We start from the raw sequence: 18,498 nt of genomic DNA on the forward strand, positions 1-18,498 counted from the left end.
TCAGAACCAGTGGCGGTGCTTGAAGCGCCAGTAGACGGCGAGGTCGATCGCGACGATCAGGGCGGTCACGACGAGCCATCCCCACTGCCACTGCACGAGCGGCAGGTTCTTGAAGTTCATGCCGTACACCCCGGCGATGAGCGTGGGGATCGCCAGCAGCGCGGCGAACGCGGAGATGGTGCGCATGTCCTGGTTCTGCCGCATCGCGACGTTCGACTCGTGGCTCGAGACGATCGCCTCGAGCGCGCGCGCCTGATCGGTGGCGAGCACCGTGGTGCCCGCGATGTCGTCGATGAGATCGCGGAGGTACGGCCCGAGCTTCTCGCGGTCGAGGGCGAGCTCCTCGAAATGGCCGAGGCTCGCCTCGAGGGCAGCCGAGAGGCTCGCCACGGCCCGTTCGAGGCGGCCGATGTTCTGGCGCACGAGGAGGATGCGCGCGACGTCGTCGGTGGTGTCGGGATCGAACACCTCGCCCTCGAGCCGTTCGAGCTCGGTCTCGACGTCGGCGGCCGCGGCCGTGTAGCGGCTCACGATGTCCCTGAGCAGCACAGCGGTCGCCGCGACGGGGCCTTCGCCGAGATCCCGGCCGTGGGTCTCCATGACCGAGCACAGGTCGGTCACCTCCTGGCCGTGCGCGTGCTGCACAGTGACGAGCCATCCGCTGCCGATGAAGAAGAACACCTCGCCGACGACCATGCGCTGATCGTCGCCCGGGAGCAGGTCCCACGCGACGACGAAGATGTGAGCGCCGAACCGCTGCACCTTCGGCTGCTGTCGGCCGACCGAGACGTCCTCGACCGCGAGCGGGTGGAGGTCGAGCTGCTCGCCCAGGCGCGCCAGGACCTCCTCATCGGGGTCGACGAGGCAGTACCAGGTGGTGCCGTGGCGTGAGCCTTTCGGCGGGGGCGGGAGGTCGGAGGGGTCGGGGTCGCCGTCGAGCTCGGTGACTTCCCCGCGATCGAGTTCGAGCACTCTCGCGTGCATCGCGTGCCTCCTTCGTGCCTCCATTCCGCCCGATCCGGACGCGGTGCGTCAACCCCGGGCGGCCGCCGCCGATCCGCGCTACGGTCACGGGATGGGGGATGCCTCGCACTCGGACGCGCACGCCGACGGCGCCGGGCCGGACGCCGGCGACGCCGTGCCCCCCATCGACACGATCGCCGCGCTGGCGCGCGCGCTCGGCGAGCAGCCCGCCTACATCCGCTACTCGGAGGGCCCGTCCGACGACCTGACCCGCGGCTCCATCGACACCGAGAGCGGGCTCGAACTGCCCGGCCTCTCGGTCAACCCGCTGGACCCCGAGCCGTGGTGGACCCGGCCCGTCGAGGACTGGCTCGCCCGGCAGCTGTGCCAGTACAAGCATCTGCACGACCGCAACCCCGACCGGCGCGCCTGGCTGGTGCGCGGCCGGGTCGTGGGTCGCGGCCCCGACTGCGAGCCGTTGCTCGCCGATGTCGAGTTCGAGGCCGAGCTCGACGAGACGCTGCTCGCCGAAGCGGAGGAGCGGTACCACGAGCGGTTCGACGCGGGCACGGGCCCCGAGGGCCCGGAGTAGGCGCCCCGCCTGCCGAACGCGTGTTCGGATCCTCGCGGGTTATACGCCCCGGTGTGGATCACCGCAAGTCCCTGTCCGCCCCGATTTCCCGCTCCTAGCCTGGCCACCTCATCGCACGACCGTTCGAGACTCGCACCCGGCGAGCCGAGTCGGTCGCGCGCTCAGGAGGGTGAGCCAGATGATCGATCCGAACCCCACGACCACCACGAGCGGCACCACCGGTAGCGATGCGGGCGACGCCGCCCGGCACGTCGCCGACACCGCGAAGCGCGAGACGGCGTCGGTCGCCGCGGAAGCGAAGGACCAGGTCCGCTCGTTCGCCGGCCGGGTCCGCGACGAGGTGCGTTCGCAGGCGTCTACCCAGCAGTCGCGCGCCGCGGACGGCCTGCGTTCGACGGCGTCGAGCTTCACGACGATGGCGGATGCCCCTGACGCGTCCGGCATCGGACCGCAGCTGGCACGCGCCGCGGGCGAGCGCGTGGAACGTGCCGCCGACTGGCTCGGCACGCGCGAGCCCGGCGACGTCGTCGACGAGGTGAAGGCGTTCGCCAGGCGCCGCCCCGGCGTGTTCATCGCGATCGCGGTCGGCGCCGGCGTCGTCGTCGGGCGCCTCGTGCGCGCGCTGTCGACCCAGGCCGACACGCCTTCCACCGGCGGCCGGCCATGACCACCGGTGACGACGGCCTCACGCCGTCGGAACGACAGGCCGAGCGCACCTCGCTCGGCGACCTGCTCGGCGAGGTCACGCGCGACCTTTCGACGCTCATGCGTCAGGAGGTGCAGCTCGCCAAAGCCGAGATCACCGAGAGCGGCAAACGCGCCGGACGAGCCGGCGGGCTGTTCGGCGGGGCCGGAGTCGCGGGCCTGCTCGCACTCGCGTTCCTCTCGGTGGCCCTGTGGTGGGCGCTCGGCTACCTGATCGGCAACGCCTGGTCGGCGGTCGTGGTCGCCGTCATCTGGGGCATCGTCGCGGCCGTGCTGGTCGCCGCGGGTCGCCGAGAGGCCAAGCGCATCGCCGGCATGCCCGAGACCGTCGACACGCTTCGGGAGATCCCCGACACGTTCAAGAGGAATGAGGAGAACCGATGAGCAATCCGGATGAGATCCGAGACGACATCGAGCGCACGCGGGCCGAGCTCGGCCAGGACGTCGACGCGCTCGCCGACAAGGTCAACCCCGGCAAGGCCGCGGCCCGCCAGGGCCGCCGGGTCAGGGAGGCGATGACCTCGCTGAAGGATCGCGTCATGGGCGCGGCATCCGATGCCGCCGACTCGACGCAGGGCGCATTGCACCACGCGGGCGACGCCGTCGCGCATGCGCCGGCGAAGCTGGCGTCGGGCACGCGCGGCAATCCGATCGCCGTGGGGCTGATCGCGTTCGGCGCGGGCCTGCTGGCGGCGTCGCTGATCCCGAGCTCCCGCCCGGAGCAGCGCGCGGCCGAGAAGGTGAAGGATGCCGCGGAGCCCATGGTCGACCAGGTGAAAGACGCGGTCGGCGAGTCGGCCGAACACCTCCGTGAACCGGCCGCCGAAGCGGTGGAGCACGTGAAGGAGCGTGCAGCGGACGCGGTCGGCGCGGTGAAGGCGGAGGCCGGCGGCCAGTCGGGCGACGGGTCGGGCGGAAGCCAGACCGGCGGCGGCCAGACGACCGGCGGATCCGGTGTGCCGACGCCGCCGACCGTGCCGCCGACCGGTGCGGCCCCCGTGGGGACGCAGCCGCAGGCACCGATGGGCACCGGCGGACCGCAGACCGGGACGCTGCCCGGCCAGCAGCCGCTGCCGTGAGCCCGCTGCCCTGAGCGCGACGCCCGGAACACGACGGAGGCGCGCGACCACCGGGGCGCGCGCCTCCGCTGCTTCGCTCAGGCGACGAGCGACTGCAGCGTCGTCTTCAGCTCCTCGCTCGTGTGGACCTCCTGGTCGAGGTTCGCCTGGAGGAGCGACACCGCGTCGACGAGGCCGAGCGCGGTCGCCGGCAGGATGAGTCCCTCGTACGCCGAGATCTCGTAGTGCTCGTTGCCGAGGGCGCTCGCGAGCGCCACCTGGTCGCGGAGCTTCGGAGCGCTGCGCTCCAGGAGCGACGCGGCCTGCTTCGAGATGCCCTTCGTGCTCGGCGAGGGCGCCGTCGTCTCCTTGTAGTCGAGCAGCTTGAACACCTGCTGCAGGTTCGCGATCTGCTCCTTTGTCTCGTCCGCGTGGTGACGGAAGAGCTGCTTGATCTCGGGGCTCTTGGCGGCGCTGGCGAGCTCGCCGAGCGCGGCGAGCGAGTCGTTCTCCATCGTCAGTGCGCTGCGCAGCTGGTAGTGGAGGAGTTCTTCCGCAGTCGTGAGCGTCTGCTGGACCATTGACCGTCCTTCCGTGACATCCGCGCCGTCGTCCACGGCACGGGTTCCCATCGTCGCGCCGGCCGCACCGGGGTGTCAGGGGGTTGCGAGGTCCGCGGGCCTCCGGCTATCCGGGCCCGCGTCCCCGGGCACGCGCGGGCACGCAGCGACCTCGTCCCGGGTCGGGCGCCCGCCGTCAACCCCCGCCCGGTTCGGGCCGGACGGCGAGAGGATCGGCGGAACGGAAGGACCGCCATGACCGCGAACGCACCATCCTCCCCTCGCCACGGCGAACCCGCGAGCGCCGTCCCACCCGGCACCGAGGCGATGCACCGGGCGAAGCATCCCCGCGCCGTCGTCGCCGGGCCCTACGGTCACCCGTTCCACCCCATCCTCGTGACGATCCCCATCGGATGCTGGGTCGCGAGCTTCGTCTTCGACATCGTGTCCTGGTTCTCCGACGACCCCGGGGCGTTCACGTCGGGCGCGAAGCTGCTGATCGCGATCGGACTCGTCGGCGCCGTGCTCGCCGCCGTGTTCGGGCTGCTCGACCTCTCGATGATCCAGGGCGGCACTCGGGCGCGTGCGACAGCACTGCTGCACCTCACACTGAACCTGGTCGTCGTGGCGCTCTTCCTCGGCAGTCTCATCGGCCGCTTCGCCGTGGGCTCCGACGTGAGTGTGATGGGCGTCGTCCTGAGCGTCGTCGGTCTCCTGGTGCTGGGAGTGTCCGGATGGCTCGGCGGCAAGCTGGCCTACCGGTACGGCGTGCGTGTGGCCGACGAGGGCGTGCAGTCCGAGGGCTACGCCTGAGCGCGAGTCCTCCGGGGCCGCTGCGCGGGAGTCATCCTGGTCGTCGGCCGCGCCGTGGATGCGCTGCTCGGTCGTTGCGCGCTCGGCGACGCCTCGCGCCGGCGCCGAGCCCGCCCACCAGCGCGGCGCCCGCCAGTGTCGCGACCACGCGCGCCGGGGTCGAACGCCATCCGCCGGTGACCCGCTCCGTCCCTGGCTGCGGGCCGAGCGCCGCGCCGTCGGTACTCGGAACCGCCCGGCGCCCGCGCCGGAGCGCCGCCGTGTCCATGACCCGGCGCATGAGCCGGGCGTACCCGCTCGGCCACAGCACGGCGAGCGGCACGGCCACCCGCTGGCCGAGCCCCACCGTGGTCTCCGGTCGCGGGCGCCCGGCGACGCGCACGATGACCCGCGCCACGCGCTCGGGCGTGATCGCCGGCGGCAGCGGGTGCACGCGCCTGCCCGTCACATTCGCCGCGCGCTGGTAGATCGGCGTGTCCACCGTCGCGGGCAGCACGAGTGCCACCCGGATGCCTCGCACGCCGACGAGCTCCTGCCGGAGCACCGCCGCGAGGCCGCGCAGGGCGAACTTGCTCGAGACGTACGGCGCGACGTAGGCCGACGCGACCTTGCCGTAGACCGAGCCGATGAGCACCAGCGTGCCTCGGCCCTGATGCCGGAAGGTCGGCAGCACCGCGCGGGCGCCGTGCACCTGTCCCCAGTAGTTCGTCTGCATCACCGCGCGGAACAGCTCGAGCGGGGTCTCCTCGATGCCGCCGTAGCTCATGACGGCCGCGGCACCGACCCACACGTCGATGCGGCCGAACTCCGCGAGTGCGGCGGCGGCGAGCGCCTGCACCTGCCGTTCGTCGCCCACGTCGGTCGGCACTGCGAGCACGCGAGCACCCGCCGACCGGCACTCGGCCGCGGCCTGCTCGAGGGCCTCGGGGCCGCGTGCGGCGAGCACCAGACGAGCGCCCCGGCGGGCGAACGCGTGGGCCGCGGCCCGGCCGATGCCGCTCGAGGCTCCGGTGATGACGACGACGTCCGCCCGCTCACGCATGCGGCATTGTCGCACCGGGGCGCAGACGCCGGAACCCCGTGGCGGATCTGACGGCTGGAGCATCCGAGGCGGGAGTTCGCGTGCCTCGGATGGGTCGGGGTGTCTCGCAGCGATCACGCGGCCGACGACGGGGCCCCGCCCCGTCGCGCACGACGGCGCAGAAGCGCCCAGGCGATGGCCGAGCCGATGAGGATGCCGGTGATGTCGGCCACGACGTCCCATACGTCGCCGGACCGATCCGGGAGCACCAGGTGCTGCACCGCCTCGGAGAGCACGGCGTGGGCGGCCAGCACGCCGGCGAGGGCGAGCGCCGGGATGCCGGCGAGCGTGCCGAGCAGCGCCGGCAGGAGGAAGATCGCCGCGTGCACGGCCTTGTCGGTGCCGGGGATACCTGGGCCCTCCGGGGCGGAGGGCAGGTAGAGCACGACGAGCTGCAGGAGCACCGCCAGCGCGAACCCCGCCCAGACCGCGGCGTGACGCGCCCGAATTCCCATGCCTCGATCGTCGCATCCGCCGCGGGGAACCGGTCACCCGGCGTGCGGTGCGAGGCCCGCCCCGCCCGAAGCGCCCGGCGAGGCGGCATCCGTCAGCTCTCCGCTGCGCCCCGCGCTCCACCGCGCGGTCGGCCCTTGGGCCGATAGGTCCGGCCGAAGCTCCGGGGACTCTCGGTGAAGATCTCGTCGAGCTCCCAGTCGATGCGCCGGCCGCCGGGTACGTCGAAGATGCGGGTCCCGTCCCCGAGGAACACCGGTGCGACGAACACCTGCAGCTCGTCGAGGAGGTCGTGCTCGAGCGCCTGCCGGGCGATGTCGGCGCTGATGATCTGCACGTCGAGATCGCCCGCGAGCTCCTTGGCGCGGCGCACCGCTTCGACGACGTCGCAGTCGAGCGCGATGACGGATGCATCCCCCGCGAGCTCCTCCGGACGGTGGGTGAGCACGATCTCGGTGCCGGACCAGGCGCCGCCGTAGGCCTCGGAGGTGAGCTCGTCGCGTTCTCCGCGCTGGGCGAGCGCGGCGTCGTAGCCGACTCGGCCGGAGATGATGACGCCGACGCGGGCGGCCAGCCGTTCGGTGGTGCCCTCGGCGAGCGCGTCGCCCGCCGAGAGCCAGCTCATGTCGTGGCCGGGGCCGGCGATGAAGCCGTCGATCGAGGAGGTGAATCCCCAGGCGACCTTGCCCATGGATGCCTCCTACTCCGTCACGCCCGCGGCGCGGCGGGTGAGGCCGAGGTGGACGACGCCGCTCGGCGAGGACACCTGCTCGATCTCGTAGTCCGCCTCGAGGCCCTCGAGTCCGTCCCACAGGCGCACGCCGCGACCGAGCACGATCGGCACGACGACGAGGTGGGCGACGTCGACGAGTCCGGCCGCGAAGAACTCGCGGATGCTGGTCGCGCCGCCGCCGAGTCGGATGTCCCGCCCGCCGGCGGCCTCGCGGGCGAGCGCGAGGGCTTCCTCGGGTGACGCGTCGACGAAGTGGAAGACGGTGCCTCCGGCCATCTCGATGGAGGGCCGCGGGTGGTGGGTGAGCACGAACACCGGTGTGTGGAAGGGCGGCTCGTCGCCCCACCAGCCGCGCCATTCGTCGTCCTGACCGAGGTCGGTCCAGGGCCCGGTCTGCGGGCCGAACTTGCCGCGGCCCATGATCTCGGCCCCGATGTCGAGGGTGTCGTGGCGCTGGGCGAACGCGTTGTCGACGCCGTCGGAACCGTCGCCGCCGCCGAACATGCCGCGTCCGAAGCGCGTGGCGAACATCCACTCGTGGAGCCGCTCCCCCGCGTGCCCGAACGGCTCCTCGAAGGTGAGCCCCTCGCCCGTGCCGAAGCCGTCGAGGGAGATGGAGAAGTTCTGGATGCGGATGAGAGACATGACGGCTCCAAGCGGTTGCAGATCGAGATCACCTGGACGCTAGCGAAACCGATTGCAGACCGCAACCACTAAACTCGGATGCATGGACTCCGCCCCGCGCTCCGGCTGTGCGATCAACGCCGCCGTCGAGGTGCTCGGCGACCCGTGGTCGATGCTCGTGCTGCGCGACATCATGTTCGGCGACCGCCGCCACTTCCGCGAGCTCCTCGCCGGCTCGGAGGAGGGCATCGCGTCCAATATCCTCGCCAACCGGCTGAAGCGCCTCGTCGACGGCGGACTGCTCACTCGCGACGACGCCCGCCGCGGTCAGCGCGCCGCGTACTCCCTCACCGAGGCCGGCATCCAGGTGCTGCCCATCATGGTCGCGCTCGGAACATGGGGTCTCGCCCACCGAGGCGGCGAGCGTCGCCTCCGGGTCCGCGCCGAGCTCCTGCGCGACGGCGGCCCGCAGCTCGTCGAGGCGATGATGGACGAGCTCCGCGAGGCGCACCTCGGCATCCCGCGCCCCGACCCAGCCGCACCCCGTCCGAGCGAGCTCCTCGCAGCCGCCTACGAGGACGCCATGCGCGAGACGGGCTGAGCCGGAGACCGCATCGCCCACGGCCGCGCATCTGATCCTGACATTTCCTCGCCTTTAGTCCACCCCGTGCGCTACCGTGAGCCCAGGACGACGACGTTCCCGGGGGGTCGAGATGGACATCGTTCTGGTCATCCTGCAGGCCTGCGTCGTGATCGGCGCCATCGTTCTCGGTGTCCGAACCGGCGGAATCGGGCTCGGATTGTGGGGAGTCGTCGGCACGGCAATCCTCGTGTTCGTCTTCCAGTTGCCGCCCGGCGCGGTCCCGATCGATGCGTTCTTCATCATCATCGCCGTGATCACCGCGTCATCGGCGATGCAGGCCGCCGGCGGCATCGACTACCTGGTCGGCATCGCCTCGAAGATCATCCAGCGCAACCCGAAGCGGCTGACCTACGTGGCGCCGATCGTCGCGTTCGTCTTCACGGTGCTGTCCGGCACGTCGAACATCTTCTTCGCCCTCATCCCGGTCATCTACGAGACGGCGTACCGCAACGGGCAACGGCCCGAGCGGGCGTTGGCGGCCTCGACCGTCACCTCTGGTCTCGGCATCACCGCGAGCCCCGTCTCTGCGGCGATGGCTGCCTACCTCGTCCTCATGGAGGGCACCGGCTACGGGCTGCCGCAGATCCTGCTGATCACCATTCCCTCCGCCCTCGTCGCCTGCATCGCCACCGCGGTGGTGCAGCAGCGCATCGGCCGAGACCTCCTCGACGACCCGGTCTTCCTGAAGCGCGTCGAGAACGGCACCGTCGAGGTGCCGGCCGCACTCAGCGCGCGGTACGCGGCGATGACGGCAGGCGGAACGGCGGTCGCAGCGCCCGCTGCGGAGACCGTCGCCGTCTCCGGCGACGCGGCGGTCACGACATCGCCGCCCCCGCCGCCGGCCGCGGCGACCCGACGCGGACGGACGGCGGCCGCGCGGAACCAGGACGTCGCGGTGATCGAGCACCCCGTTCCTCCGGGCGGCGCCACCGCCGCCTGGATCTTCGTCGCCGGCACGATGTTGATCGTCCTGCTCGGACTCTTCCCCGCCCTTCGTCCCGCCTTCCCGACCGAAGAGGGCGAGGTCGAGCCGATCCCGATGGCGACCGTCATCGAGATGGTCATGTTCACCGCGGCGCTCGTGATCATCCTCGTACGAAGGGTCAAGCCCAGCGCGGTCGTCGAGCAGCCCCTGCTCAAGGCGGGCTTCGTAGCGGCCGTCGCCCTCTTCGGCATCGCCTGGATGGCCGACACGTTCATCTCGGCGAACGAGGAGACGATCATCGAGCCGCTCGGCGCGATGATCGAGGCGAACCCCCTGCTGCTCGCGTTCGCGCTCTTCCTCGTCTGCGGCCTGACGACCAGCCAGTCCGCGACGACGAACACCATGATCCCGATCGCCCTCGCGGCCGGGCTCGCGCCGGGAGTCATCACCGCCATGTGGCCGTCGCTCATCGGCGTCTGGCTGTTCCCGGCGAACGGGTCGCAGATCGCGGCCGTCGAGACCGACCGCACCGGATCCACCAAGCTCACGCAGATCCCCGTGTGGCACTCGTTCACCATCCCGATGCTCGTGTCGTGGGTGGCGGTGGTGCTCTCGGGCCTGCTCATCCAACTCGTCGTCCCGGCCTGATCGCCGGGAGGCATCCGTTCGCCGCGCACCCGCGCGCGATCTCACGAAGGAGGCGTCATGACCGACGTGCAGCCCGACACCGCCGGCACGCGTGCGCAGGCCGGCGACCTGATGCCCGAGGTCCTGGAGCGACTGGACGGACTCGTGCGGATCCCGTCCGTCGCGTTCCCCGGGTTCGATCCCGAACCCGTGCACCGGATGGGCCGGGAGGTCGTCGCGCTCTTCGAGGCGGCGGGCGCGACGGGCGTCGAGCTCCTCGACGTCCCCGACGGCTACCCCTGCGTGTACGCGGACCTGCCCGGTCCGCACGGCTCGCCGACAGTCCTGCTCTACGCGCACTACGACGTGCAGCCGGCGCCCGAGAGCCAGGGCTGGACGAGCCCGCCGTTCGAGCCCACGACGAAGGACGACGGTCGGATCTACGGGCGGGGCGCCGCCGACGACAAATCGGGGCTGGTCATCCACTACGGCACGCTCAAGCTGCTGGGTCCCGACCGGCCCTGCCGCGTCAAACTGCTCGTGGAAGGCGAGGAGGAGACGATCTCGCATCTCGAGGCCTTCGTCGAGGCGAACCCCGAGCGCTTCGCCGCCGACGCGTACGTCATCGCGGACATCGGCCCGCAGGAGGTCGGCAAGCCTGGGCTGACGACGGCGCTCCGCGGCGATGTCGCGTGCACCATCACGGTCCGCTCGCTCGCCGCGCCGGTGCATTCCGGGCTCTTCGGAGGCGCCGCACCCGATGCGATGACGGCCATGATCCGCATCCTCGACACACTGCACGACGAGCACGGCGACACCGTCGTGCCCGGGGTCGACTCCGGCACCTGGGACGGCGCCGAGATGGACGAGCAGGTGTACCGCGACGGCTCGTCGATCCTGCCCGGCGTGGAGTTCCTCGGCACCGGGTCGCTCTCGGACCGGCTCTGGGCGAAGCCGTCGGTGACGGTGCTCGGCATGGATGTGCCGACCACGGCAGAGGCGTCGAACGTGCTCCTGCCCGAGGTCACGGCCAAGCTCTCGCTGCGCATCGCGCCGGGCTCCGACGGCGAGCAGCAGCTCGAGGCGCTGATGACGCACCTGCGGTCGCAGCGGCCCTGGAATGTGGAGGTCGACGTCGAGCGGGTGAAGGTCGGCCACGCGTTCGCGGTGGATGCCTCGCATCCCGCGATCGTCGCCGCAGAGGAAGCCATGCGCGAGGTGTACGGCAGCGAGGTCGAGCGGATCGGCAGCGGGGCCTCCATCCCGCTCGTGGCGTCGCTGCAGAAGGTCTCGCCCGGGGCCGCCATCGTGCTCTGGGGCGCCGAGGACACGGCGAAGGCGCGCATCCACGCGTCGGACGAGTCCGTGGACCCGGAGGAGATCGAACGCATGATCGCCGCGCAGACCGTGTTCATCCGCAAGCTCGCCGCGGCCTCGGCCGGGTAGCCCGCCATGGCCGATCGCCCGGCCGGGGCATCCACGACGCCGGATGCGCCGCCCCGCAAGCACATGACGGTGCTGCAGGCGACGTTCATCGGCGTCGGCTCGATGGTGGGTGCCGGCATCTTCGCGCTCCTCGGCGCCGCCGGCGCCGTCGCCGGCTCCGCGGTGTGGCTGTCGTTCCTGATCGCCGGGATCATCGCCGGCCTGCAGGGATACTCGTTCGCCAAGCTCGGCGCCGCATATCCGTCGGGCGGCGGGATCCTCACCTTCCTCTCACGCGGCTTCGGTGAGGGCCATCTCGCCGGCATCGGGTCGTGGCTGTTCTTCGTCGCCGGTGCGATCGTCGTCGCGATGATCGCGAGTTCCTTCGGCGGCTACGCGAGCTCCATCGTCGCTGACGGCGATGCGACGTGGGCGAAGATCCTCGCGGTGGCCCTCATCGTGGTCATGAGCGGGCTGAACACGATCGGATCGACTGCGGTGGCCCGAGTCCAGTCCGTGATCGTGGTCGTCGTGCTCGCGATCCTGGTCCTGTTCGCCGCCGTCACGATCGCGAACCTCGACCCGGCGCTGCTCGCACCGGCCGGCTACCCGGATCCCCGGCAGATCATCTCGAGCGTCGCCCTCACCTTCTTCGCCTTCCTCGGTTTCGGCGTCATCACGTTCACGGCGAAGGATCTCGCGAAGCCCGCGCGGGAACTGCCGATCGCGATCTACTCGGCACTGGCGGTGGCGACCGCGGTCTATGTCGCGGTCGCGCTCGGCGTCTTCGGCACCCTCACCTCCGAGGAGGTCGTCGAGTACGGGACGACCGCGTTGGCCGAGGCGGCCAAACCGGCGCTCGGCGACGCCGGATACGTGCTGATGGTGGTCACGGCGCTGTTCTCCACGACGGGCGCGGTGAACGCCGGTCTGTATCCATCGATCGGGATGACCCGGCACCTCGCGTCGGTGGGGCAGTTCCCGCCCGTGTTCGGTCGATCCATGGGGCCGTTCCCCGTGGGCCTCGTCGTCATGGCGGTGCTCGCGAGCGTGCTCGTCGCCGGCTTCGACCTGAACAAGATCGCCTCGATCGGCAGTGCCGTCGCCCTGCTGGTCTTCTCGGCCGTGTCGGTCGCGCACCTCCGGCTGTTCCGCACGACCGGCGCGAACGCCGTCGTGCTGGTCATCGGATTGCTCGCGACGCTCGGCACCTTCGTCGTCTTCTGCACGACCACGCTCGCCGCGGAGCCGGCGACCGCGATCGCCCTCGTCGTGATCATCGTGCTCTCGATCGCCGTGGACCTCGGCTGGAAGGCCGCGGCGCGGCGTCGCGGGGCGGCCGTCTGACCGACGGCAGGGACCGCATCCCGGATGGCCCTGGCACACTCGTTCCATGCCCACGTCGTCCGGTGACCGCCTCGGCGGCGCCCACCTCGATGGCGCCGCGGCTCGCACCACGGCCGGCGCCGACGCTCGGCCGACCGCTCGGCAGCAGCGCCTGGCGGCCCGTGACGCCGCCGTGTACGCCTGGCGGGCCCGTCCAGGCGAGCCGGCCGTGCTCGAACGCCTCGGCCATTCGCCCTGGCTGGCGCAGTTCCTGGTGCACCTGTTCGCGCTCGTGATGATGCTGGTGGTCGCCGCGAGCTGGCTCGTCCCGGCCGTGGCCGTGGGAATCGCGCTCGGCTGGGCGACGACGATGGAGGGCGGACCCGCCCGAGCCGTCGGGCTCACGGGGCCCGCCTGGATGTACGGGCTGTTCGGCCTCGCGTTCCTCGCGATCGCCATCAGCGGCATCCCGTACGTGGCGAGCCAGACGCGGAAGGACCGGAGACCGGCCGCGATCCTCGCGCTCTCGCCCGAGCACGTCCTGGTCGAGACCGTCCGGGCCGTGCCGCTCGGCGGCCGGTCGGCCGAGACGCGGCGGCGCGTCGCGCCCGCACACCTCAGGTGGCACGACATCCGAGCGGTCGCCCGCAGCTCCGACGCGGCTGACGAACGACCCGAGCTCCTGGTCAGACGCTCGGCGGTCGAGCATCTCGGCGTCCCGCTCGACGGCGCCGGCGACGAGGTCGCGATCCGCATCCGCGGCGACCGCCGTGACCTGCCCGTGCTCGCGCATTTCCTCCGTGAGCGGGACGAGCGACGTCGGCTCGGCTCGGCAGAGTCCCTCCGTGTGGCCCAGCGCCTGTCAGCGGCGACGTGACGCCGTTCGCCGAACGGTTCGATGCCGGCTCCGAACGACGCAAGCCCCGGCGATCCCGCCGGGGCTTGCTTCGTATGAATCCCGTCCTCGAGATCACTGGATCTCGCTGGACTTCTGTGCGCAAGGGGGGAGTTGAACCCCCACGCCCTCACGGGCACACGGACCTGAACCGTGCGCGTCTGCCTATTCCGCCACTTGCGCATACCGACGCACACAGGTGCGCATCAGCCAACCGAGACTAACATCTCGTCGCGGCAATCGCCATTCGGGCACCGGCGCCCTCACTCCCCCACCCGCCCCTCGCACCTCGCGCGGCATCCGGAATAGCATCGAACCCTGGGTTCGCCGTCCCCGGCCCCGACGCGAGGAAAGGACCGCCCCAGTGACCCATTCCCCCACCATCGACCCGGCCGAGGTCGACCTCTCCGGTATCCGCGGCTGGCTGTTCGATCTCGACGGCGTGCTCACGCCGACGGCGACGGTGCACATGCACGCGTGGGCGCGACTGTTCACGCCGTTCCTCGCCGCGCGCGGTGCCGAGCCGTACACCGACGCCGACTATTTCGCGTACATCGACGGCAAGCCGCGCTACGACGGCGTGCGGTCGCTGCTGGCGAGTCGGGGCATCCATCTGCCCGAGGGCGGCGTCACCGACGCGCCCGCCGAAGACACGGTCCACGGCCTCGGCAACCGCAAGAACCAGGCCTTCAACGCCACCCTCGCCGAGGAGGGTGTCGCCGCCTATCCGGCGTCCGTCGCGTTCCTCGACGCGGTGCAGGCGGCCGGATGCCTCGTCGCCGTGGTCTCCAGCTCGAAGAACGCCCCGGCCGTACTCGAGGCCGCCGGACTGGCCGACCGGTTCGAGGTCGTCGTCGACGGTCAGGTCGCCGCGCGCGATGGTCTGCCGGGCAAGCCGTTCCCCGATACGTTCGTGCGCGCCGCAGATCTGCTGCGCCTGCCGGTCGAGGCGTGCGCGGTCGTCGAAGATGCCGAGTCGGGCGTCCGGGCGGGCGCCGCGGCGGACTTCGGACTCGTCGTCGGCGTCGACCGGGGTGTCGGCCGCGACACGCTCGCGCGGCTCGGCGCCGAGGTCGTCGTCGACGAGCTCGACGAGCTCATCCCGGCCGTCGAGCGCGCGGCATCCGCACCCGCCGCACCGGCTGCACCCGCCGAATCCAACGAATCGAACGAACCCACCCGAGAGGACCAGGCATGAGGTTCGCCGACACCGACCCGCTGAACCGCACCCGGTTCCCGATCGACGAGTGGGCGCTCGTCGAGACCGAGTTCGGCATCGACGACCAGGGGCGCACCGAGACGCTCTTCGCCGTCGGCAACGGGTACCTCGGCCTCCGCGGCAACGTCGAGGAAGGCCGCGACGGCCACATGCACGGCACGTTCGTGAACGGCTTCCACGAGACGTGGCCGATCCGGCACGCCGAGGAGGCGTTCGGCTTCGCGCGCGTCGGGCAGACGATCGTGAACGCGCCCGACGCGAAGGTCATCCGCCTCTACGTCGACGACGAGCCGCTCGTCATGACCGAGGCCGAGATCCTCTCGTACGAGCGCCGGCTCGACTTCCGCACCGGGTCGCTCAGCCGCTCGGTGGAGTGGCGCACCCCGTCGGGCAAGCGCGTGCTCATCACGAGCCGTCGCATGACGAGTTTCACCGACCGGCACCTCGCACTCATCGACTACGAGGTCGAGTTGCTCGACGCCGACGCGGCGATCACCATCTCGAGCCAGATCCTGAACCGGCAGGACGGGCGCGACGAGTACCGCGCTGGCGTGCCCGAGGCGCCGGCCGGGTTCGACCCGCGGAAGGCCGAGACGTTCATCGACCGGGTCATGCAGCCGCGCGCGAAGCGCCACGGCGACGGCCGGTACATCCTCGGCTACCAGACCACGAACTCGGGCATGACGATCGCCGTGGGCGCACAGCACTCGATCGTCACCGACAACCCGTTCACGGAGTCGGGGTCGATCGGCGACGATCTCGCGAAGCACATCTACAAGGTGCAGGCCACGCAGGGCGTCCCGATCCGGGTCACCAAGGCCGTGAGCTACCACACGGCCCGGAAGGTGCCCGTGCGGGAGCTCGTCGATCGCGCCGACCGCACGCTCGACCGCGCCGCCGAGCTCGGCGTGGCCGAGATCTTCGCCCAGCAGCGCGCGTGGCTCGACGACTACTGGACGCGGTCGGATGTCGAGATCCCGGGTCAGCCGCTGCTGCAGCAGGCCACCCGCTGGAACCTGTTCCAGCTCGCGCAGGCGACCGCCCGCACCGACGGCGGCGGCGTCGCGGCCAAGGGCGTGTCCGGCTCGGGGTACGGCGGCCACTACTTCTGGGACTCCGAGATCTACGTGATGCCGTTCCTCACGTACACGGCCCCCATCGTGGCCAGGAACGTGCTGCGGTTCCGCCAGAAGATGCTCGACGCGGCGCGCGCGAGGGCGACCGAGCTCAACCAGCTCGGCGCGCTGTTCCCGTGGCGCACGATCAACGGGCAGGAGTCGAGCGCGTACTACGCGGCCGGCACGGCGCAGTACCACATCGACGCCGACATCTCCTATGCCCTCATGCAGTACGTCGCGGCGACCGGCGACGAGGACTTCCTCGCCCGCGGCGCGATCGACATCCTCGTCGAGACGGCGCGTATGTGGGAGGACCTCGGGTTCTGGCGTTCGAACGCCGACGACGTGTTCCACATCCACGGCGTGACCGGGCCCGACGAGTACACGACGGTCGTGAACGACAACCTGTACACGAACGTCATGGCCCGGGCGAACCTCGAGGCGGCCGCCAAGGCGGTCGACGATCTGCAGGTGCACCAGCCGACCGAGTACCGCCGGCTCGTCGAGCGGCTCTCGGTGACCCCGGCCGAGGTCGCGAGCTGGCGCCGGGCGGGCGCGCACATGCACATCCCGTTCGACCCGCAGCTCGGCGTGCACCCGCAGGACTCCGCCTTCCTCGAGAAGGAGCTGTGGGACCTCGAGCACACGCCCGAAGACCGCCGCCCGCTGCTGCTGCATTACCACCCGCTCGTCATCTACCGCTTCCAGGTGCTGAAGCAGGCCGACGTGGTGCTCGCCCTGTTCCTGCAGGGCAACCGGTTCACGACCGAGCAGAAGCTCGCCGACTTCGAGTACTACGACCCGCTGACCACGGGCGACTCGACGCTGTCGGCGGTCGTACAGTCGATCATCGCCGCCGAGGTGGGGTACCACGAGCTCGCGCTGCGCTACTTCCGTGCGGCCCTGTTCGTCGACCTCGCCGACCTGCACCACAACGCGGCCGACGGCGTGCACGTGGCATCCACCGGCGGGGTGTGGAGCGCGCTCGCGTTCGGCTTCGGCGGCTTCCGCGACCACGGCGGGAAGTTCTCGTTCGACCCGCGCCTGCCCGACGGCTGGACCGCGCTGACGTACCGGGTGACGCTCCGCGGCACGCGGCTGCGCGTCACGGTCGAGCACGATGCGATCACGTTCCAGGTCGAGGAGGGCGAGGGAGCCGAGGTCTCGGTCCGCGGTCAGTCGGTGCGGATCAGCGCGGGCGAGCCCGTCCGGGTGCCGCTCGACGGGCAGGGTCCGCGCATCCTCGGCGCCCCCACGATGCGCGACGTCACCGGCACGCGCCGGGCCGACGGCACCCTGCTGACGGCGTCGATCCCGACGCTGTCGCTCGATGTCGACGAGGACGATTCGCCCATCCCGGTGGACTGAGCGGGAGCGTTTTCAGCCCTTCGCGCTATCCTGTCGCGAAGTCACGGATACCGGATCGGGAGACCTGTGGGCCTACTGGACAACTTCGAGAAGGGTCTCGAGCGCGCCGTCAACGGCGCGTTCGCGAAGACCTTCCGCTCGGGGCTGCAGCCCGTGGAGATCACTTCCGCGCTGAAGCGCGAGATCGACACGAAGGCGGCGGTCGTCTCGCGCGACCGCGTGCTGGTGCCCAACAGCTTCACCGTGCGCATGTCGCCCGAAGACCACGATCGGATGACCCGCCTCGGGCCCGCCCTCATCGACGAGCTCGTCGACCTGGTGCAGAAGCACGCGGCGAGCCAGCGCTTCCAGTTCGCCGGCGGCGTCTCGATCGTGCTGCAGCCCGACGAGAGCCTCGCGGTCGGCCTGGTGCAGGTCGACTCGACGAACGTGAAGGGCCGGGTGGCCTGGACCCCGGTCCTCGACGTGAACGGCAAGCGGTACCCCATCATCAAGGGCCGCACCGTCATCGGTCGGGGCAGCGAGGCGGATGTCACGCTGGATGACACCGGCGCGAGCCGTCGTCATGCCGAGGTGCAGTGGGACGGCTCCCGCGCCCGGGTCCGCGACCTCGGCTCGACGAACGGCACCCAGCTGAACGGCGCCCCCGTGAAGGACGCCGTGCTCGAGCCCGACTCGGTCATCACGATCGGCCGGTCGCGCATCGTCTTCCGGGTGCTGGCGCAGGCGAGCGGCGGCGACGCTCGTCCGCCGGCGACTCAGCGGTCCGATCTCGGCGGGTTCTGGGGGCCTGCCTCGTGAGCGAACTGACCCTCCTCGTCCTCCAGCTCGGCTTCCTGCTCCTGCTCTGGGTGTTCGTGTTCGCGATCGTGTACGCGCTGCGGAGCGACCTGTTCGGCCAGCGGGTGCGGAAGCTTCCGGATGCCGCGGCCGCGTCGGCCGCTCCCGTGGCGGCGGCACCCGTGGCGGCGCCGGTCGCCTCGGCATTCCCGTCGTCACAGGTCTCGCAGGCGCCGACCGAGGCGGTTACCCGCCCGGGCGGGGCATCCGTCGCCGGCGATCACGCCTCGACCGAGAACGCCACCCGCCTCGTGATCACGTCTGGCCAGAAGACTGGCGCCGAGTTTCCGCTCGGCCGCGACGAGATCACGATCGGCCGGTCGAGCGACTCGGCGATCATCATCCGCGACGACTACACCTCCACCCACCACGCCCGCCTCATGCTGTGGAACGGCCGCTGGATGATCCAGGACCTCGATTCCACGAACGGCACGTTCCTCGACGGCTCCCGAGTGACCGTGCCCACCCCCGTGCCGCTCGGAGCCACGGTCAAGGTCGGGGCGACGACGTTCGAGCTGCGGCGGTAGGCC

At 71.4% G+C, this 18,498-nt stretch carries 20 protein-coding genes and 1 tRNA gene; 14 read left to right on the top strand and 7 right to left on the bottom strand.

The features are described 5' to 3' along the window. On the bottom strand, window positions 1-984 hold the full coding sequence (locus ABIQ69_RS16995) for a CorA family divalent cation transporter (RefSeq protein ID WP_350348307.1): 984 nt from the start codon (window positions 982-984) through the stop codon (window positions 1-3). Window positions 985-1,075: 91 nt separating this feature from the next. Here ABIQ69_RS16995 and ABIQ69_RS17000 point away from each other — a divergent pair, with 91 nt between their 5' ends. The 4 genes from ABIQ69_RS17000 to ABIQ69_RS17015 all read left to right on the top strand — a co-directional run bounded on the left by ABIQ69_RS17000 (window position 1,076) and on the right by ABIQ69_RS17015 (window position 3,339). After that, entirely contained in the window at window positions 1,076-1,555 is a 480-nt protein-coding gene (locus ABIQ69_RS17000; protein WP_350348308.1) for a DUF6098 family protein, read from the top strand. A gap of 178 nt (window positions 1,556-1,733) precedes the next feature. Continuing rightward, window positions 1,734-2,222 (top strand): hypothetical protein, encoded by a 489-nt coding sequence (locus ABIQ69_RS17005; RefSeq protein WP_350348309.1) that lies wholly within the window; start codon window positions 1,734-1,736, stop codon window positions 2,220-2,222. Then, window positions 2,219-2,644: a phage holin family protein gene (locus tag ABIQ69_RS17010; protein WP_350348310.1), complete on the top strand. Its 426-nt coding sequence runs from the start codon at window positions 2,219-2,221 to the stop codon at window positions 2,642-2,644. The genes ABIQ69_RS17005 and ABIQ69_RS17010 overlap by 4 nt, the downstream gene beginning before the upstream one ends. Further along, on the top strand, window positions 2,641-3,339 hold the full coding sequence (locus ABIQ69_RS17015) for a DUF3618 domain-containing protein (protein WP_350348311.1): 699 nt from the start codon (window positions 2,641-2,643) through the stop codon (window positions 3,337-3,339). Before ABIQ69_RS17010 ends, ABIQ69_RS17015 begins: the two co-directional genes overlap by 4 nt. 77 nt (window positions 3,340-3,416) lie before the next feature. Here ABIQ69_RS17015 and ABIQ69_RS17020 read toward each other — a convergent pair whose 3' ends face one another. Then, complete coding sequence (locus ABIQ69_RS17020) at window positions 3,417-3,899, bottom strand: DUF892 family protein (protein WP_350348312.1); 483 nt, start codon at window positions 3,897-3,899, stop codon at window positions 3,417-3,419. A gap of 234 nt (window positions 3,900-4,133) precedes the next feature. Between ABIQ69_RS17020 and ABIQ69_RS17025 the strand changes: the two genes are divergently transcribed. Continuing rightward, a complete protein-coding gene (locus tag ABIQ69_RS17025; protein WP_350348313.1) occupies window positions 4,134-4,691 on the top strand; it encodes a DUF2231 domain-containing protein in 558 nt (185 codons plus the stop codon). Between the two features lie 31 nt (window positions 4,692-4,722). On the opposite strand, the gene ABIQ69_RS17030 is transcribed toward ABIQ69_RS17025, so the two are convergent. The 4 genes from ABIQ69_RS17030 to ABIQ69_RS17045 all read right to left on the bottom strand — a co-directional run bounded on the left by ABIQ69_RS17030 (window position 4,723) and on the right by ABIQ69_RS17045 (window position 7,603). After that, on the bottom strand, window positions 4,723-5,733 hold the full coding sequence (locus ABIQ69_RS17030; RefSeq protein WP_350348314.1) for an SDR family NAD(P)-dependent oxidoreductase: 1,011 nt from the start codon (window positions 5,731-5,733) through the stop codon (window positions 4,723-4,725). Window positions 5,734-5,846: 113 nt separating this feature from the next. Beyond that, the gene (locus tag ABIQ69_RS17035; RefSeq protein WP_350348315.1) at window positions 5,847-6,227 is read right to left on the bottom strand and encodes a VanZ family protein; all 381 of its coding nucleotides are present in this window, start codon (window positions 6,225-6,227) and stop codon (window positions 5,847-5,849) included. 92 nt (window positions 6,228-6,319) lie between these two features. Beyond that, on the bottom strand, window positions 6,320-6,916 hold the full coding sequence (locus ABIQ69_RS17040) for a dihydrofolate reductase family protein (protein ID WP_350348316.1): 597 nt from the start codon (window positions 6,914-6,916) through the stop codon (window positions 6,320-6,322). A gap of 9 nt (window positions 6,917-6,925) precedes the next feature. After that, window positions 6,926-7,603 carry a dihydrofolate reductase family protein gene (locus ABIQ69_RS17045; RefSeq protein ID WP_350348317.1) on the bottom strand — a complete coding sequence of 226 codons (678 nt, stop codon included), beginning with the start codon at window positions 7,601-7,603 and terminating at the stop codon, window positions 6,926-6,928. Between the two features lie 82 nt (window positions 7,604-7,685). Between ABIQ69_RS17045 and ABIQ69_RS17050 the strand changes: the two genes are divergently transcribed. The 5 genes from ABIQ69_RS17050 to ABIQ69_RS17070 all read left to right on the top strand — a co-directional run bounded on the left by ABIQ69_RS17050 (window position 7,686) and on the right by ABIQ69_RS17070 (window position 13,405). Then, window positions 7,686-8,183: a helix-turn-helix domain-containing protein gene (locus ABIQ69_RS17050; protein ID WP_350348318.1), complete on the top strand. Its 498-nt coding sequence runs from the start codon at window positions 7,686-7,688 to the stop codon at window positions 8,181-8,183. 112 nt (window positions 8,184-8,295) lie between these two features. Further along, on the top strand, window positions 8,296-9,798 hold the full coding sequence (locus ABIQ69_RS17055; protein WP_350348319.1) for an anaerobic C4-dicarboxylate transporter family protein: 1,503 nt from the start codon (window positions 8,296-8,298) through the stop codon (window positions 9,796-9,798). 57 nt (window positions 9,799-9,855) lie between these two features. Then, window positions 9,856-11,223: a M20/M25/M40 family metallo-hydrolase gene (locus ABIQ69_RS17060; protein WP_350348320.1), complete on the top strand. Its 1,368-nt coding sequence runs from the start codon at window positions 9,856-9,858 to the stop codon at window positions 11,221-11,223. A gap of 6 nt (window positions 11,224-11,229) precedes the next feature. After that, window positions 11,230-12,549, top strand: coding sequence for an APC family permease (locus tag ABIQ69_RS17065; protein ID WP_350348321.1), 1,320 nt, complete (start codon window positions 11,230-11,232; stop codon window positions 12,547-12,549). Window positions 12,550-12,595: 46 nt separating this feature from the next. Further along, window positions 12,596-13,405: a hypothetical protein gene (locus tag ABIQ69_RS17070; protein WP_350348322.1), complete on the top strand. Its 810-nt coding sequence runs from the start codon at window positions 12,596-12,598 to the stop codon at window positions 13,403-13,405. 117 nt (window positions 13,406-13,522) lie between these two features. Here the strand turns inward: ABIQ69_RS17070 and ABIQ69_RS17075 are convergent. Beyond that, window positions 13,523-13,606: transfer RNA gene (locus ABIQ69_RS17075), tRNA-Leu, on the bottom strand. A gap of 181 nt (window positions 13,607-13,787) precedes the next feature. Between ABIQ69_RS17075 and ABIQ69_RS17080 the strand changes: the two genes are divergently transcribed. From ABIQ69_RS17080 to ABIQ69_RS17095, 4 genes are all read left to right on the top strand, one after another. Continuing rightward, window positions 13,788-14,621 carry a beta-phosphoglucomutase family hydrolase gene (locus ABIQ69_RS17080; RefSeq protein WP_350348323.1) on the top strand — a complete coding sequence of 278 codons (834 nt, stop codon included), beginning with the start codon at window positions 13,788-13,790 and terminating at the stop codon, window positions 14,619-14,621. After that, window positions 14,618-17,128 (top strand): glycosyl hydrolase family 65 protein, encoded by a 2,511-nt coding sequence (locus ABIQ69_RS17085; RefSeq protein ID WP_350348324.1) that lies wholly within the window; start codon window positions 14,618-14,620, stop codon window positions 17,126-17,128. Before ABIQ69_RS17080 ends, ABIQ69_RS17085 begins: the two co-directional genes overlap by 4 nt. 66 nt (window positions 17,129-17,194) lie before the next feature. Further along, window positions 17,195-17,929, top strand: coding sequence for a DUF3662 and FHA domain-containing protein (locus ABIQ69_RS17090; RefSeq protein WP_350348325.1), 735 nt, complete (start codon window positions 17,195-17,197; stop codon window positions 17,927-17,929). After that, window positions 17,926-18,495, top strand: coding sequence for an FHA domain-containing protein (locus ABIQ69_RS17095; protein WP_350348326.1), 570 nt, complete (start codon window positions 17,926-17,928; stop codon window positions 18,493-18,495). The genes ABIQ69_RS17090 and ABIQ69_RS17095 overlap by 4 nt, the downstream gene beginning before the upstream one ends. Window positions 18,496-18,498: the final 3 nt, after the last annotated feature.

The organism is Agromyces sp. G08B096 (assembly GCF_040267705.1).
GTDB lineage: Bacteria > Actinomycetota > Actinomycetes > Actinomycetales > Microbacteriaceae > Agromyces.

Bases quoted from the DNA above. Each gene is read 5' to 3' on its own strand.
- ABIQ69_RS17020 (WP_350348312.1), bottom strand. From the start codon at position 3,899: ATGGTCCAGCAGACGCTCACGACTGCGGAAGAACTCCTCCACTACCAG.
- ABIQ69_RS17040 (WP_350348316.1), bottom strand. From the start codon at position 6,916: ATGGGCAAGGTCGCCTGGGGATTCACCTCCTCGATCGACGGCTTCATC.
- ABIQ69_RS17055 (WP_350348319.1), top strand. From the start codon at position 8,296: ATGGACATCGTTCTGGTCATCCTGCAGGCCTGCGTCGTGATCGGCGCC.
- ABIQ69_RS17000 (WP_350348308.1), top strand. From the start codon at position 1,076: ATGGGGGATGCCTCGCACTCGGACGCGCACGCCGACGGCGCCGGGCCG.
- ABIQ69_RS16995 (WP_350348307.1), bottom strand. From the start codon at position 984: ATGCACGCGAGAGTGCTCGAACTCGATCGCGGGGAAGTCACCGAGCTC.
- ABIQ69_RS17050 (WP_350348318.1), top strand. From the start codon at position 7,686: ATGGACTCCGCCCCGCGCTCCGGCTGTGCGATCAACGCCGCCGTCGAG.
- ABIQ69_RS17070 (WP_350348322.1), top strand. From the start codon at position 12,596: ATGCCCACGTCGTCCGGTGACCGCCTCGGCGGCGCCCACCTCGATGGC.
- ABIQ69_RS17030 (WP_350348314.1), bottom strand. From the start codon at position 5,733: ATGCGTGAGCGGGCGGACGTCGTCGTCATCACCGGAGCCTCGAGCGGC.
- ABIQ69_RS17085 (WP_350348324.1), top strand. From the start codon at position 14,618: ATGAGGTTCGCCGACACCGACCCGCTGAACCGCACCCGGTTCCCGATC.
- ABIQ69_RS17015 (WP_350348311.1), top strand. From the start codon at position 2,641: ATGAGCAATCCGGATGAGATCCGAGACGACATCGAGCGCACGCGGGCC.
- ABIQ69_RS17065 (WP_350348321.1), top strand. From the start codon at position 11,230: ATGGCCGATCGCCCGGCCGGGGCATCCACGACGCCGGATGCGCCGCCC.
- ABIQ69_RS17010 (WP_350348310.1), top strand. From the start codon at position 2,219: ATGACCACCGGTGACGACGGCCTCACGCCGTCGGAACGACAGGCCGAG.
- ABIQ69_RS17045 (WP_350348317.1), bottom strand. From the start codon at position 7,603: ATGTCTCTCATCCGCATCCAGAACTTCTCCATCTCCCTCGACGGCTTC.
- ABIQ69_RS17035 (WP_350348315.1), bottom strand. From the start codon at position 6,227: ATGGGAATTCGGGCGCGTCACGCCGCGGTCTGGGCGGGGTTCGCGCTG.
- ABIQ69_RS17025 (WP_350348313.1), top strand. From the start codon at position 4,134: ATGACCGCGAACGCACCATCCTCCCCTCGCCACGGCGAACCCGCGAGC.
- ABIQ69_RS17005 (WP_350348309.1), top strand. From the start codon at position 1,734: ATGATCGATCCGAACCCCACGACCACCACGAGCGGCACCACCGGTAGC.
- ABIQ69_RS17060 (WP_350348320.1), top strand. From the start codon at position 9,856: ATGACCGACGTGCAGCCCGACACCGCCGGCACGCGTGCGCAGGCCGGC.